Origin of the sequence: Alteromonas sp. P256 (genome assembly GCF_036864455.1) — a bacterium.
Taxonomy (GTDB): Bacteria; Pseudomonadota; Gammaproteobacteria; order Enterobacterales; family Alteromonadaceae; genus Alteromonas.
Genome location: NZ_JAZETM010000004.1, coordinates 258971 through 272898, shown reverse-complemented (window position 1 = coordinate 272898; position 13928 = coordinate 258971). Strand labels below are relative to the sequence as shown.

General features: G+C 45.1%; 11 protein-coding genes. 5 read left to right on the top strand and 6 right to left on the bottom strand.

Translation table 11 applies throughout. From position 1 onward, the window contains the following. Positions 1–52: 52 nt before the first annotated feature. The 5 genes from ruvX to V7R39_RS08950 all read right to left on the bottom strand — a co-directional run bounded on the left by ruvX (position 53) and on the right by V7R39_RS08950 (position 3431). Positions 53–496, bottom strand: a complete 444-nt coding sequence (gene ruvX / locus V7R39_RS08970) for a Holliday junction resolvase RuvX (RefSeq protein ID WP_334030158.1) — start codon at positions 494–496, stop codon at positions 53–55. Continuing rightward, entirely contained in the window at positions 489–1055 is a 567-nt protein-coding gene (locus V7R39_RS08965; protein ID WP_334030157.1) for a YqgE/AlgH family protein, read from the bottom strand. Before V7R39_RS08965 ends, ruvX begins: the two co-directional genes overlap by 8 nt. A 133-nt stretch (positions 1056–1188) precedes the next feature. Continuing rightward, positions 1189–2145, bottom strand: coding sequence for a glutathione synthase (gene gshB, locus V7R39_RS08960; RefSeq protein ID WP_334030156.1), 957 nt, complete (start codon positions 2143–2145; stop codon positions 1189–1191). Between the two features lie 161 nt (positions 2146–2306). Then, complete coding sequence (locus V7R39_RS08955; RefSeq protein ID WP_334030155.1) at positions 2307–3035, bottom strand: 16S rRNA (uracil(1498)-N(3))-methyltransferase; 729 nt, start codon at positions 3033–3035, stop codon at positions 2307–2309. 204 nt (positions 3036–3239) lie between these two features. After that, a complete protein-coding gene (locus V7R39_RS08950) occupies positions 3240–3431 on the bottom strand; it encodes a hypothetical protein (RefSeq protein ID WP_334030154.1) in 192 nt (63 codons plus the stop codon). A gap of 667 nt (positions 3432–4098) precedes the next feature. Between V7R39_RS08950 and V7R39_RS08945 the strand changes: the two genes are divergently transcribed. Beyond that, a complete protein-coding gene (locus tag V7R39_RS08945) occupies positions 4099–4941 on the top strand; it encodes a mechanosensitive ion channel family protein (RefSeq protein WP_334030153.1) in 843 nt (280 codons plus the stop codon). Between the two features lie 68 nt (positions 4942–5009). Here the strand turns inward: V7R39_RS08945 and V7R39_RS08940 are convergent, their stop codons facing one another. Continuing rightward, on the bottom strand, positions 5010–5810 hold the full coding sequence (locus tag V7R39_RS08940) for a M48 family metallopeptidase (protein ID WP_334030152.1): 801 nt from the start codon (positions 5808–5810) through the stop codon (positions 5010–5012). Positions 5811–6239: 429 nt separating this feature from the next. Here V7R39_RS08940 and V7R39_RS08935 point away from each other — a divergent pair, with 429 nt between their 5' ends. The 4 genes from V7R39_RS08935 (at position 6240) to prsK (ending at position 13828) form a co-directional block, all read left to right on the top strand. Further along, positions 6240–8042: a choice-of-anchor I family protein gene (locus V7R39_RS08935; protein WP_334030151.1), complete on the top strand. Its 1803-nt coding sequence runs from the start codon at positions 6240–6242 to the stop codon at positions 8040–8042. Between the two features lie 801 nt (positions 8043–8843). Beyond that, positions 8844–9863 (top strand): group II intron reverse transcriptase/maturase, encoded by a 1020-nt coding sequence (gene ltrA / locus V7R39_RS08930; RefSeq protein WP_334030149.1) that lies wholly within the window; start codon positions 8844–8846, stop codon positions 9861–9863. Positions 9864–10536: 673 nt separating this feature from the next. Then, on the top strand, positions 10537–11661 hold the full coding sequence (locus V7R39_RS08925) for a beta-ketoacyl-ACP synthase III (protein ID WP_334030148.1): 1125 nt from the start codon (positions 10537–10539) through the stop codon (positions 11659–11661). 130 nt (positions 11662–11791) lie between these two features. Continuing rightward, the gene (prsK, locus tag V7R39_RS08920; RefSeq protein WP_334030146.1) at positions 11792–13828 is read left to right on the top strand and encodes an XrtA/PEP-CTERM system histidine kinase PrsK; all 2037 of its coding nucleotides are present in this window, start codon (positions 11792–11794) and stop codon (positions 13826–13828) included. Positions 13829–13928: the final 100 nt, after the last annotated feature.

Here is a 13928-nt window from a genome sequence, read left to right as displayed (position 1 = left end):
ATAGTAGAGGGCACATTTTCAGGCGCCGACGCTTAAAAATCGTTTTAAAGCCTTACTCGTAGGCGCTTTCTATCCAGCTAGTAAAAATAACGCACGCCGACACACTATCAACTTTCTCTTTTGTCAGTTTTTTATACCCACCTAGCTCGAACAGCATGGCTTTAGCGTCGGTGGTAGTTAGCCGCTCGTCGCACACCTCCACTTTAACCCTAAAGCGATTGTGCAAGCGGTTAGCAAACTTGCGAGCCCGCTGGGTCATCTGCTGCTCGGTCCCGTCCATATTTAGCGGTAGCCCAACAACGACCACATCAGGAAGCCAATCCTTATATAAGGTTTCGATAAGGTCCCAATCGGGAATGCCGTCTCTGGCTTTCAAAGCAGGAAGGGGCGATGCGGTTCCTGTGACTTCTTGGCCTACGGCAACGCCAATGCTTTTAGTTCCAAAATCGAAGGAAAGTATGGTTCTGTTGCCAAGTTTATTTCCCATTTTAGGCATGACCAGAGCCTGGCGCTAATTGCCACACATCGACGCCAAGCTTGTTGACAGTAGCTTGCCATTTCTTATGGATGGGAGTGTGAAACAAGATTTCCTCATCAGCTTCAATCGTCAGCCATGCGTTATCTTGCATTTCCTGCTCCAATTGCCCTTTAGACCAACCGGCAAACCCCAGCGCAATAATGGCATCATCAGGGCCTTCATCGTTACCTATGGCGGTTAAAATGTCTTTTGACGTTGTTACCATCACCCCTGGTGCTAGGGCTAAACTCGAGGCCCAGCCCTTTTGTGTAGAGTGCAATACAAACCCTCGCTCCTGACTGACCGGACCGCCTGCGAGTACGATGTCTTCGGCTTTATCGTCTGACACCGTGAGTTCTTTATCGGTTTGCTCTAAAAGTTGCTTCACATTCATTGTGGAGGGTTGGTTAACCACAATACCCATGGCGCCTTCTGAGTCATGCTCACAAACATAAATCAAAGAACGAGAAAAATAAGGATCGTCTAGGCTTGGCATTGCTACCAAAAAGTGATTTTTTAAACTGGTTAACTCTGTCATATTTTTTTCACTTTCAGTTTATTTCTCTCAAAGTTCATCGCGTTCAGTTTTTATAAAGGCTGAGTTTCGTCAAGCCTAGCTTTTACTTGACCTGGGTTTTACCAAACCTGTGCTTTACCAAACCTGAGGTGCACTAAGCCTTCAGTGCCAAGCGTTTCTCTATTGCCTCAAACAGCTTCGCCATAATGTTGATACCGAAATGACGTTCAATTTCTCGTACGCATGTGGGGCTAGTAATGTTTATTTCCGTTATTTTATTGCCAATCACATCAAGCCCAACAAAAAGAATGTTGTTTTCTTTCAGCGTTGGTGCAATGGCTTCTGCTAACGCTCTGTCTGATCCAGAAATGGGTTGGGGCCGTCCGGTACCGCCAGCGGCTAAATTACCCCGAGTTTCTCCCTTGGTTGGTAAACGAGCCAAGCAATAAGGAATAACTTCACCGTCTACAATGAGTACGCGCTTGTCACCGTCTTTTATTTGCGGCAAATATTCTTGAACCATCATATAGCGCGCGCCTAGGTGAGTCAGCGTTTCAATGATGACCCCAAGGTTATTGCCGTCAGGCTTCACACGAAATATGGAAGCTCCGCCCATACCGTCAAGAGGTTTACAAATAATATCTTGGTACTTAGCGTGAAATTCACGAATTGGCACTTGGTTATTAGCAACAAGCGTAGCGGGAATATGTTCAGGGAAGTATGAAGTAAACAGCTTTTCGTTGTAATCTCGCAACGCCTGAGGGTTATTTACCACAAGGGCGCCTGCATCTTGTGCCAACGACAGCATTTGAGTGGCATAGAGAAATTCGCTGTCAAATGGCGGGTCCTTACGCATAAGCAATACATCGATATCACCAAGGTGAACCGCATTGGTGTCGGTAATATCGTAAAAGTCTGCGGGCTGATCTTTCACTGTTACCGTTTTCGCCAAACCCATTGGCTTACCGTTTTCTAAGTAAAGATCCTTAAGTTCAAAATACACTACAGTTGCACCGCGGCGCTGGGCTTCTAGCATCATTGCGAGGCTGGTATCTTTGTGTGGTGTGATGGCCTCAATGGGGTCCATGATTACGCCGACAGTATATTGCATTAGGTTCTCGCTTTTATATTAACGGTAGTCACTATGACCTTATACCCCTTTATGTTGGGGCGCTATACCACAGTTCAAGACAGCAGTACTGAGTTTAAAATTTTAATATACATTAAATGAAACAGATGCCTGCGCCACTGCTTAAACAGAATTCAGGCTACTCAGAAATCGCCATGTTGAGCTTGCAGTATGCTTAATGACGTGAGGGCTGCAGTTTCTGTTCTTAAAATTCGTGGACCTAAGCTTACCGACAGGTATCCATTTTCATTGGCCTGATGGATTTCTGTCTCAGAAAGGCCGCCTTCAGGTCCCACTAGCAATCTGTACCCTTGGGTATTGTAGGGTTGTTTAGCGAGAGGCTGTGACGCACCCGGAGCAAGGACTATACGAGAACTAGAAGTAGATTGAGACAACCACTGAACAAGGGAAACCGGTTCATTAAGCGTAGGCACTCTGTTTCGACCGCTTTGCTCACAGGCACCGAGGATAATTTTTTGCCATTGTTGCAGCTTTTTTTCCCAGCGTGATGGCTCTAATTTCACTGCACACCGCTCAGTAATGATTGGGGTAATTTCACTTACGCCCAATTCAACGCTCTTTTGCAACACCATATCCATTCGGTCACCTTTAGAAACGCCTTGACCTAAATGCAGATGCAGAGGTGACTCATTAGAGACAGACAAGCAGGCATCAATCTCAACGATAACGTTTTTCCGCTGTACACTGATGATTATTCCACTGTACTCATTGCCATCGCCGTTAAACAAAACAATTGGTCGATTAGGTTTTAGGCGTAAAACCGTTGCAACATGATGTCCTGCTTCTTGGGTAAGCTCAAACTCTTGTTCTAAGGCGATAGGCTCGGGGTAATAAACTCTAGGTATACGCATGAAAAATTTGCAGTTGTCGTTTTTGCGTATAATACGTGGGGAGGGGGTCTACATGCAACGCCGACGTCAGCGAAATCGGCGATAACACATTTAAACACGTTCTTTCTCGTCCTATATAACATCAGCACACTGAATTAGGTCAATGAGCGACTCAATATTATGAAAAAGTGTTACAGGACCAGTGCGAACGCTAAATAGAGACGTCTACGCGGCGCGGGCTGAATCCGTGGAACCCGACTGTAGAGAGTGAGTAGACGCCGGCACTGCATTTTCGCCTTTATCGACGTTTGTGTCTCGATGAGCCCGCGCGTGTTTGGTATGTTTGCCGGTGTCTGCTCGCAAAGAATAAACAAAAATTCCAGCAACGACAGCAAATAACGTGGTTAAGAGCAACATACGATAATCCTTTTTTATAATAATCTACTAAAGCATCAGTGTGGCTGTGGTTTTTATACAAAAGCGCACTTAATGTCTTTGCATTAGGAGTTCAATGAACCGACTTTCATTGAAAAGTCGATGCAATTTCCTAATGCACCATCCGTGAAGCTTTAGTGTAAACTTTTTTGATTAAAAAAACATCAGCACTTTTCTTATTACACTGTCTAAAAAACTATCTACGTGATCAATATGAAGATTTAAAATGGAGTATTTAAATTTATACGTAAACTGGGACGTGTTGCTCTGCATTGAATGGTTTCGATTTAGTCCGCTAGACCTTTAACCATTCGCCTTATTTAAATAGCTCACAGGTGCTGCAAGAATGTACAGCAAAGAACAACACGCCCTAAGACGATGTGCAAAGCATAAGTGAGAAATGTGACAGGTGAGTGAACACAAAATAAAGTTCGAAATGAAATCAAAATTATATTTGCAATGACAATAGAAAACGTAAATGTATAACCATAAAACTTACTACTTTTTGATAAAGAATGCCCTCTATAAGCTGCGTCCGCGTTAGACTTTAGCTTAGTTTTATAGATTAACTTAGTTTAACTATTGGTGATGTTAGTTTTTACTGATACCGTGAGTTGCATAGTAAATATAAACTCAACAAGGAATAATTATGGAAGAACAACTCTCGCTCTTTTCTGCAAGTGACGTTGAAAGGTATATAAATGATTACGCAATTCCATGGGGTATTAATATCGCCATGGCAATCGCAATTTATGTGATTGGTAAAATAGTCGTAGGCCTGTTGTTATCAGTTTTCAGACGCGTAATGGCCAAATCTAAATACGACGACATGCTCGTCGATTTCTTAGAAGCAATCATTAGCGCCATATTAATGCTTTTCGTTATTGTGGCATCGTTAGACCAACTTGGTGTTGATACCACATCGCTTGTTGCTATTTTAGGTGCAGCTGGACTAGCCATTGGTTTGTCATTACAAGATTCGCTCAAAAATTTCGCAGCGGGCGTTATGCTTCTAGTATTTAAACCCTTCAAATCGGGTGATTTTGTTGAGGCTGGCGGAACAGCGGGTTCTATTAAAAAGATTGGCATCTTCACTACCACAATGACAACACCTGATAACAAAGAAATTATCGTACCAAACGGTAATATCTACAGTGGAAACATCACCAATTATTCTGCTAAAGCAACGCGTCGCGTTGATATGGTAGTTGGAATTGGTTATGACGCTGACCTACTGAAAGCAAAAACCGTTCTACTAGAAATGATTGCTGCTGATGAACGAATTTTAACGGAGCCTGCACCACAGGTTGCTGTGTCTGAATTAGCCGATAGCAGCGTGAATTTTGTGGTTCGCCCATGGGTGAATGCAGCAGATTTCTGGGGCGTTAAGTTCGACTTCACTGAAGCGGTTAAATTGCGTTTCGATGAAGAAGGTATCTCAATTCCGTTTCCACAAATGGATGTGCATTTGCATAAAACAGATGGCGAATAAGACTACGCCCGCTTGATAATCAAAAACGCCGCTTTTAAGCGGCGTTTTTTTGTTACTGTTACTTTGAATTATTGCTTACAGTTGGGACGATTGTTCGTGGCTTGATAGTCAGCAAGCGCTGGGCTCATGTTTGCTCTTAAATCATCAATACGCGTTTGTGGAGCCGGATGAGTAGATAAAAACTCCATTGGGCTATTTCCTCCACTCGCTGCCTCCATATTCTGCCAAAGGTTGACAGACTGACGAGGGTCAAAGCCTGACTTTGCCATTAGCTGAAGACCTATTTCATCGGCCTCTGATTCGTGAGTTCTGCTGAAAGGTAATTGAACGCCAACCTGCATACCTAACCCGATAGCCGCCATAATAGGGCCAGACTGAGGCACTTCATTCGCTGCTAGCACTTGGCCTGCTGCCTGAGTACCCATATTAATTAAGGTAGATTGAGACATGCGCTCGTTTCCGTGCTCAGCGATTACGTGTCCTACTTCATGTCCAATGACTGCTGCAAGCTGGTGCTGGTTTTCAGCGACACCAAGAAGGCCAGTATAAACCCCTATTTTACCGCCAGGTAAGGCAAATGCATTGACTTGCTCGTCATCAAAAACAATCACTTCCCATTGCCCATCGAATACAGAAGCAGGCACCTGTGCAGTAATTGCATTGGCAATACATTCTACGTAGGTATTTTGTACAGGCTTGGTAGAAACTTTGAGTTCTTCTTTCATGCCTGAAAACGCTTGTGCTCCCATCTCAGACAACTGGGAGTCAGAAAAAAGCAGCACTTGGTTTCTGCCAGTTGGGGAGGTAGCACAGGCTGATAGTGCGAGCGCTGCGGCCACCGCCGCTGATAAGGTGAATTTCAATTTCATTTTGAGTCCTTTGTGTCTTTAACATCGTTTGGCTTTGGGCTTGATGATCTTTGGTCTGCACGTTTACGCAGTTTTTAAGCCAAAAAAGCGCATAAACGTGCAGACCAAAGGTCATAAGGCTAACGCTAAGCATACCTTTATTTTTGTTGCATCAATAGTGGCTAAATTATTTAGTGGTGACCGAGGTACGTAGCGGGAAAAATATCATCGCTAATTATGTAGTTGATAGCCCTTGGTAAAGCCTTTGCCAAATTAATATTTGTGTCATAAACTGGCTTTAATTTATACATAGAAGTTACATGATATTTCTGTTGTACTGGAATTATGTTGAACAGATACCTATACCTGCTGATTGTACTAGTGCGCAGGAAGCGATACCTATTTCAACAGTTCAACACTGAATAACACACTAATAAAAAGGAAATAAAAATGGCGGTGCGTAATAAATTCAAGTACGGATTACTCGCTCTTCTTGTGTCTGCATCATTAACGGGGTGTGGTCTGGATGGCGATGATGGTGAGCAAGGCGAAACGGGTGCTCAAGGGCCTCAGGGTGAACAGGGAACACCTGGCGCAGATGGTTCTGACGGTACTGATGCATCAATTGGTATCGCCTTAGATGTCGTTGGTCGTGCATTTTTAGGTAATCAGGGCGCTGCGGAAATTGTTCAATATCACGCAGATACCCAGACGATTTACGCGACTAACACCTCAACGAATACTATAGCGGTTATTCCCGCAAGCACTGTCACTACAGCGGCGTTGGGCGACCCGATAAACTCAATAAACCTGACACCCTCTACTGTTGATTTACCAGCGGACGTCAATGGTGTTGCTTTAGGTGGTGTTAATAGTATTGCGGTTAGCGGTGATCTTATGGCTGTTGCCGTATCCGCAGCAGTGAAAACTGACAACGGTTATGTGCTTTTCTACAATGGTTTAGATAGCGCAACGCCGGCATTTTTAGATTCGGTAGAAGTGGGCGCATTACCAGATATGGTGACGTTCACTCCTGATGGCGGCAAAGTGTTAGTGGCAAACGAAGGCGAGCCTTCGGACGATTACACGGTAGACCCAGTTGGTTCGATATCAGTTATCAATGTACTTGCCAGTGGTGAACCAGAAGAAACGGGAACCACCGTTGGGTTCACTGCATTTAATGGTTCACAAGCCGAGCTTATGGCACAGGGCATGATGTTTCCCAACCCATCTGGTCGCACAATCAATGGGACTGCCATTGCAACGACAGTGGCCCAAGACCTAGAGCCTGAGTACATCGCAGCAACTAACGACGTAGCGTACGTCAGCTTGCAAGAAAATAATGGCCTAGCGGTTTTAGATTTAGAGGAGTTAACGGTTGATGTTGTTGGGTTAGGTACGAAAGCATGGGCTGATTTGAATATCGATATTCAAGAAGACAGTTCAGTAAGCTTTGGTCAGTACACCGGTTTATACGGCGTGTATCAGCCAGACAGCCTTGCTACTTTTACTTGGAAAGACGCTAACTTTATAGTGACAGCTAATGAAGGTGATGCTCGTGAATACTTCTTTGATGCCGCTGATGATGCTGCATGTACCGCTGCAGGTGGCGTTTCTTTTGATGAAGACGACGGCTGTTTAGCGTACACTGATGAAGTACAAGTGGATGATTTAGTTGCAGAAGCAAACTCTGAATTAGCGATGTTGCAAGCTACTGGTGAAGCTGATGATTTGCGTGTTACGACAGCAATGGGTGATGCTGACAACGACGGTGAATACGACGCTGCATTTACCTACGGTGCACGTTCATTCACAATCTGGGATCAAAACGGTTTAGTGGTTTTCGATTCAGGTGATGATTTTGAACGCATTACGGCGTCGGTGCACGGCGCGCAGTTTAATAACAACAATGATGAGAACGAAAGCGATTCACGCTCTGAAAACAAAGGGCCTGAGCCGGAAGCCATTACTGTTGGTCAAATTGGCGATCGTACGTACGCCTTTATCGGTCTAGAGCGCATGGGCGGCATTTTCGTTTATGATGTGACTAATCCGTATGATGCGCAATTTACCGAATACGTAATTAACCGTGACCTAACTGAAGGCCTAACCTCTGACGATGTGATTGGCGACTTAGCGCCTGAGAGTTTAGTATTTGTTAGTGCTGACGATAGCCCAAGCGGTGAAGCGCTGCTGGTTGTCGGTAACGAAGTAAGTGGCACCGTTTCGGTATGGCAAATTAGCCAGCTGTAATAAAATATGACAACAACCTAGTGCGTTGTAATAGTGATAAAAACCCGCTTGAAAGCGGGTTTTTTTGTTTGCCCAGCGAAGCTGGCAAACCCGTCAGGTTGAAAGAAACCTGAATCACCCTGACTGAGGGGAAGATAATCCGAATGGCAAGGGCGTTGTTGGCCAACGGCAGGGTCCGAAGGAAGCCATAGGAAGTTAGAGGTACACAACGCAAGTGAACCTGATTCGGCAAGACAGGAGGGTAAGCGTGCAAAATAGCGTGAAGCCCGATACTCGGTCAGTCCTGTTTTGTGCTTGAGGGTGGGATTTCTAACAGGGAGCCAGTGCAGTAACTGGGGAAGCCTGGCACCTAAACTTACTTAGAGTAAGTGGTTAACGTTCAAGGGGAGACTCAAGATGTTAATCGGTGTGAGGTGGCAGATGAAGCCGTAGTAGTGAGTAAAGTTCGGCCTGTGAAAGCTAGTAATGGTGTGGAGGATAAAACCGAACTGACCATCAGCAGTGTTTGATGGCGTCCTTATCAGTCAAAAGCTGATTAGGATGGCGAAGGGCGGAAGTACATAGTCAGTCTGTGATGAGCAGATGTTTTTTTTTCAGTGGTACACGAATCGATTAGCTATCGACGTCTTTGTACTTGGTTTGTCGCAGAAACGATAGACTGGCTACGAAACGGTACATGGGAGTAATGTGGACATGTTGAGTAGATTGCCATTTGGCTAGCACGCTCAACTACCATGTGAAATAGACCAACACGAAGAGAAGGTATCGGCCCCACACAGCACACTGTCTTCGAGAGGAAGCGTGCGGGTTTATTATAGTTTGTACGGTCACTTGCTTAATAAAGCAAGACTGTTCAAGGGATTTAAAAAGGTATTCAAAGCGAAAGGCGCGGCCGGAATAGATGGGCAGAGCCTGAGTGCGTTTGCCTCAAATCTGGATAATGAACTTACGCAGCTTCTTCTCGAACTCAAAACCAAACGCTATCAAGCGCAACCGGTAAGACGGGTAGTTATCCCGAAAGACGGTGGCGGCGAGCGTCTGTTGGGAATCCCAACGGTAAGGGATAGGGTCGTTCAGCAGTGCTTAAATGACCTCCTAACCCCCATCTTCGAAGAGCAGTTCCACCCATCAAGCTTTGGTTATAGGCCGAAGCGGAGCTGTCATGATGCTATCAATAAAGCCACGATGTTTATCCGTCGATATAGGCGTCAACACGTGGTGGATATGGACCTGTCGAAGTGCTTTGATAAGCTGGACCATACGCTTATCATTAAGAGTATCAAAAGACGGGTCCGTGATGGCAGCGTGCTGAGCCTTATTACTCAGTTCTTACAAAGTGGAGTGATGGTAGATGGACATTGGCAGCAAACAGAAACAGGCAGTCCGCAGGGTGGGGTAATAAGTCCACTGATAGCGAACATCTATCTGGATGCGTTCGATGAGGAAATGAAACAGCGAGGGCACAGAATAGTGCGCTATGCTGATGACATCCTTATCTTGTGTTGCAGTCGTACAGCGGCAGAGAATGCCAAAGCACAAGCCACACATATCTTAGAAGGAAAGCTAAAGCTAAGTGTCAACACGGAGAAAACACATATCACACACAGTGACGATGGCGTGAAGTTCCTCGGTGTTGAAATCGGGACGAAACATACCCGCATACAACCTAAGAAACTCACCGCGTTTAAGGCGAAGCTAAAGCAGATGACGAAACGCAATGGCGGAAAACCCCTGCAATCAGTCATCAATGCACTAAACCCACTGCTAAGAGGGTTTGGTTACTACTTCAAGATAGCCAATGCGAGCAGGGCGTTCAAGTAACTTGCGAGCTGGCTACGAAGGCGCTTGCGCAGTATCCAACTCAAGTTATGGAAGAAGGCGAGCCGCCTCCATCGCTGGCTAAGACAGCATGGTTATAAAGGTCAGTTTGCCCACATCAACATGACGAGTTGGTGCAGTGCACGCAGCCCCTTAGCTAGCTATGCGATGCCAAACAGTTGGTTCGATGAACTCGGGCTAATGAACTTGGAGAATGTTGCAACGGGATATGTGTTTAGCAATTACGCTAAATAACTATGTGCATGAGCCGTATACGAGGCCCGTATGTACGGTTCTGTGAGAGGGATGAGGCGGTGACGCCTCACCCTACTCGATGTTTCAGGGGTTTGCGAGTCACTCTAGCGCATTTACACACTGTGAACTCACTGATATATGTAAGCGCGCCTCGATGTTGGAGAATAGTTACAGAGCGACTTGATTGAGGTAAGCTATAGCAAAAGAAGTGGCGTTTTATAGGATGCCAGCGAGCAAAGATGTCGAAGGTTTGCCTAATTCAAATACACAGATTGTGTATTGATGCCTTTAATATTGATGCGTAGGTGATTCAGCCGTAAATCAAGGCACAGGCGATTGCTTTAATAATAGGGTTTGTGCCCCTGTATTTGCCATCTAAGTTCACCAAATAATAGAAGCGTATAATTAGAAGAGAGTAGCTATGTCTCAGCAAGTCGTGATAAGTGGCGTGGGTGTCTGGCACCCTGAAGAAAGCATCACCAACGAAGAATTGGTAGCAAGTTACAATGCGTATGTAGACAGTTTCAACGAAAAGAATAAACAGGACATCGAAAGCGGCGACGTAGCGCCAATGCCTTATTCAAGTGCTGAATTCATCGAAAAAGCATCAGGTATCAAAAGCCGATATATCTATCAGAAAGAAGGTGCTTTGGATATTGAGCGAATGAAGCCTAAAATTTCTCCTCGCAGCGATGATGCCTTGTCCCATCAGGCTGAAATAGCTGTTGAAGCTGCGCGCTTGGCGCTTGATTCAGCGAACGTAAATGCAGAAGAGATAGATGCCGTTATTGTGTCGTGTGCCTATACACAACGGGCATATCCCGCAATTGCCATTGAAGTACAAGAAGCACTGAAAATAGAAGGTTTTGGTTTTGACATGCTTGTGGCATGCTCAGCAGCAACGTTTGGAATGCACAGAGCATTTGAAATGTTAAGTGCCGGCAACGCTTCTCGAGTGTTGGTGATAAACCCTGAGCTAGTATCGCCGCAAATAAACTATACCGATCGAGATAGCCACTTCATTTTTGGCGACGTAGCCACAGCAACCGTTATGGAATTAGCTGATACTGCAAAAAGCGAGCATGTGTATGACGTGCTGAGCACAAAAGCGGTCACCAAGTTTTCAAACAATATACGCTCGAATTTTGGTTATTTAACCAGAGCTGAAGACGTTGAACCCTACGGTGTCGACAAGTTGTTCCATCAGGCAGGGCGCAAAGTGTTCAAAGAAGTTTGTCCCATGGCGGCCTCACACATCGAAGCACATTTAGAAAAACATAATATTACGCCTGTGCAAGTGAAACGATGGTGGCTACATCAGGCGAATATCAATATGAATACTTTGATCTGCAAGCGCCTGCTTGGCAGAGATGCCACACAACAAGAAGCGCCAATTGTACTAGATGAGTATGCTAACACAGCGTCAGCAGGCTCGGTGATTGCGTTTGGATTGCATCATCAAGACCTAGTCTCTGGTGATGTGGGCGTGCTATGTTCATTTGGTGCAGGTTACTCGATTGGCTCGTTGGTCGTTAAAAAACGCTGAGCATTTAAAATCAAGCGTTTGAAGATAAGTGCTTGAAGACGATTAAAAGAATAGCGCTTTGAAAGAGCACTTGAGAGAATTAGCCTATCGGCACCCAAATAATAAGACTTACTAGGATGACAGCGAAGGGATGGTTTCAGATTTAGGTTATGGGCTAAATAGCCTAGCGCATTTAGCACTGCTACTTTTATTGCTAACGGTAAGGAAGCCAGGTGTAGCGAAGCATTTACTTGTGCTCGCTACTGCTACCACATTCGTTTGGTCGACAAGTTTAATTACGGTGCTGTTTGGCCCTATTTCACTAAACGGGTTGTTAACTGTCGACATTGTAAAACAGCTGGCGTGGCTTCTTTTTCTTGCTGGCTGTATTCAAACGAATTTTCAAAACCTTCATCACGTGCTTCGTCGCCCTGCGACACTAATGATCATAGCGCCAGCTTTTGTCGCACTGGTCGCTCCCTATCTATTTGCTATTGACCCTACGTGGCGTTTTCTAACCCTCATTGTGCTGTCGCTGGAGGTGCTGGTACTACTCGAGGTTGTCTATCGCCAAGCTGGACGGGAACAGTGGGCGTTTAAACCCCTTATCATTTACCTTGGTGCAGCAAATGTATTTGAATTTGTTACCTATGCAAATGCAACCATGGTGAACCAAGTCGAAGTCGGATACATTGCAGCGCGCGGTTATATCTATTTCCTGCTCATGCCGCTCCTCGTTATCTCCATTCGTCGTATCCATCACTGGGGTATCGACATTTTTATTTCCCGAGATGTAGTACTGCATAGCTCCCTGTTACTTGTGGCTGGTGGCTATTTATTTGTCATGGCCGTTGTTGGCTATGCGATTAACTTTGTAGGGGGGAGCTGGGGCGCCACAGTACAAATTATTTTGGTGGTCATGTCTTTCGCCTTGTTAGCCACTGTCTTTTTATCAAATGCATTTCGAACAAAAATTAAAATATTCATCACCAAGCACTTTTTTGCTAATCAATATGATTATCGAGTGGAGTGGGTCAAGCTTACAAAATGGTTAACTCGCTCAGGGGATAGTACCTCAGACGTTTATCATTCGGGGCTAACCGGTCTACTAAATGCAATTCAATACGATTCAGGTCTGTTGTTCAAAGTATCAAGAAGCGGCTTCGATTGCGTCGCCACGGCCGCACCGCCTAGCGATACAAGCTTGAATGACAAGCAGCGCGCTATGCTCACGCAGCTTATTGAATATAGCGGTGAGAAAGGGTGGGTAATTGATACGGATGCTTATTTGGTGAAGCCCTTTGACTATGAAGGGTTAAAGCTTGATAGAGAACTCTTAAAACAGTGGGATTACCAACTATTCATACCCTTCATGCAAGATTCCCAGGTGTGGGGCTTTGCGTTATTAGCCGCGGGTGATAAAGAAAAAGTCGGTTTGAACTGGGAGGTTAAAGATTACCTCAACGCAGTATCAGAGCAAGTCGGCACCTTTATACAACATCATGAAGCAGCCCAAGTCGTCGCTGAAAATGCACAATTTGCAGCTTTCAATCGAATGTCCGCATTTGTGTTGCACGATTTGAAAAACGTGCTCGCTCAGGTAGACCTCATTCTTGCTAATGCGCAGCAGCACAAGCACAATCCCGAGTTCATTGAAGATACGTTTGAGACGCTTGAGCACACAAAAGCGCGTATGGAAAAAATGCTGAAACAATTAACCGATAAAAAGGTCATTGAAGAGAGTGTGAATGATGAACAGTATCTATCGCGCATTGCCAATGAGGTAGTAACGCAGCGCTGCAGTTCAATTTCTCCCATACCAAAAGTCCATTTGATGAAAGAAGAATCTGTTATTGTGGACAAAGAGAAAGTGGCCAATGTACTTTATCACTTAATCAGTAATGCTCAGCAGGCTACCGCAGATGATGGCGAGGTTGATGTGGTATTGACGGTTGATGGCGCAGAGCGCACGCAAATGATCATGATTGAAGATACCGGTACCGGCATGGAGAGAGCCTTTATTGAAGAGCGCCTCTTTAAACCCTTTGACACGACCAAGGGGAATGCAGGTATGGGCATTGGCGCTTACGATGCAAAAACCTACCTAGAATCTATCGGCGGCAAACTTACCGTACAAAGTGAAGTGGGAAAAGGAAGCTGTTTTACTCTGCATTTTCCCATAGAGTAGGCGATGATAGTTTTCGCGAAATAGCGCTTAGGCGCATTGAGCACGCAATCAAATACGAGCGCAGTGGATTGTTCGCGGCGTATGATGAAGTAGAAGAATA

Coding starts and splice junctions, on each gene's coding strand:
- ruvX (WP_334030158.1), bottom strand. CDS start 496: ATGCCTAAAATGGGAAATAAACTTGGCAACAGAACCATACTTTCCTTC.
- V7R39_RS08965 (WP_334030157.1), bottom strand. CDS start 1,055: ATGACAGAGTTAACCAGTTTAAAAAATCACTTTTTGGTAGCAATGCCA.
- gshB (WP_334030156.1), bottom strand. CDS start 2,145: ATGCAATATACTGTCGGCGTAATCATGGACCCCATTGAGGCCATCACA.
- V7R39_RS08955 (WP_334030155.1), bottom strand. CDS start 3,035: ATGCGTATACCTAGAGTTTATTACCCCGAGCCTATCGCCTTAGAACAA.
- V7R39_RS08950 (WP_334030154.1), bottom strand. CDS start 3,431: ATGTTGCTCTTAACCACGTTATTTGCTGTCGTTGCTGGAATTTTTGTT.
- V7R39_RS08945 (WP_334030153.1), top strand. CDS start 4,099: ATGGAAGAACAACTCTCGCTCTTTTCTGCAAGTGACGTTGAAAGGTAT.
- V7R39_RS08940 (WP_334030152.1), bottom strand. CDS start 5,810: ATGAAATTGAAATTCACCTTATCAGCGGCGGTGGCCGCAGCGCTCGCA.
- V7R39_RS08935 (WP_334030151.1), top strand. CDS start 6,240: ATGGCGGTGCGTAATAAATTCAAGTACGGATTACTCGCTCTTCTTGTG.
- V7R39_RS08925 (WP_334030148.1), top strand. CDS start 10,537: ATGTCTCAGCAAGTCGTGATAAGTGGCGTGGGTGTCTGGCACCCTGAA.
- prsK (WP_334030146.1), top strand. CDS start 11,792: ATGGTTTCAGATTTAGGTTATGGGCTAAATAGCCTAGCGCATTTAGCA.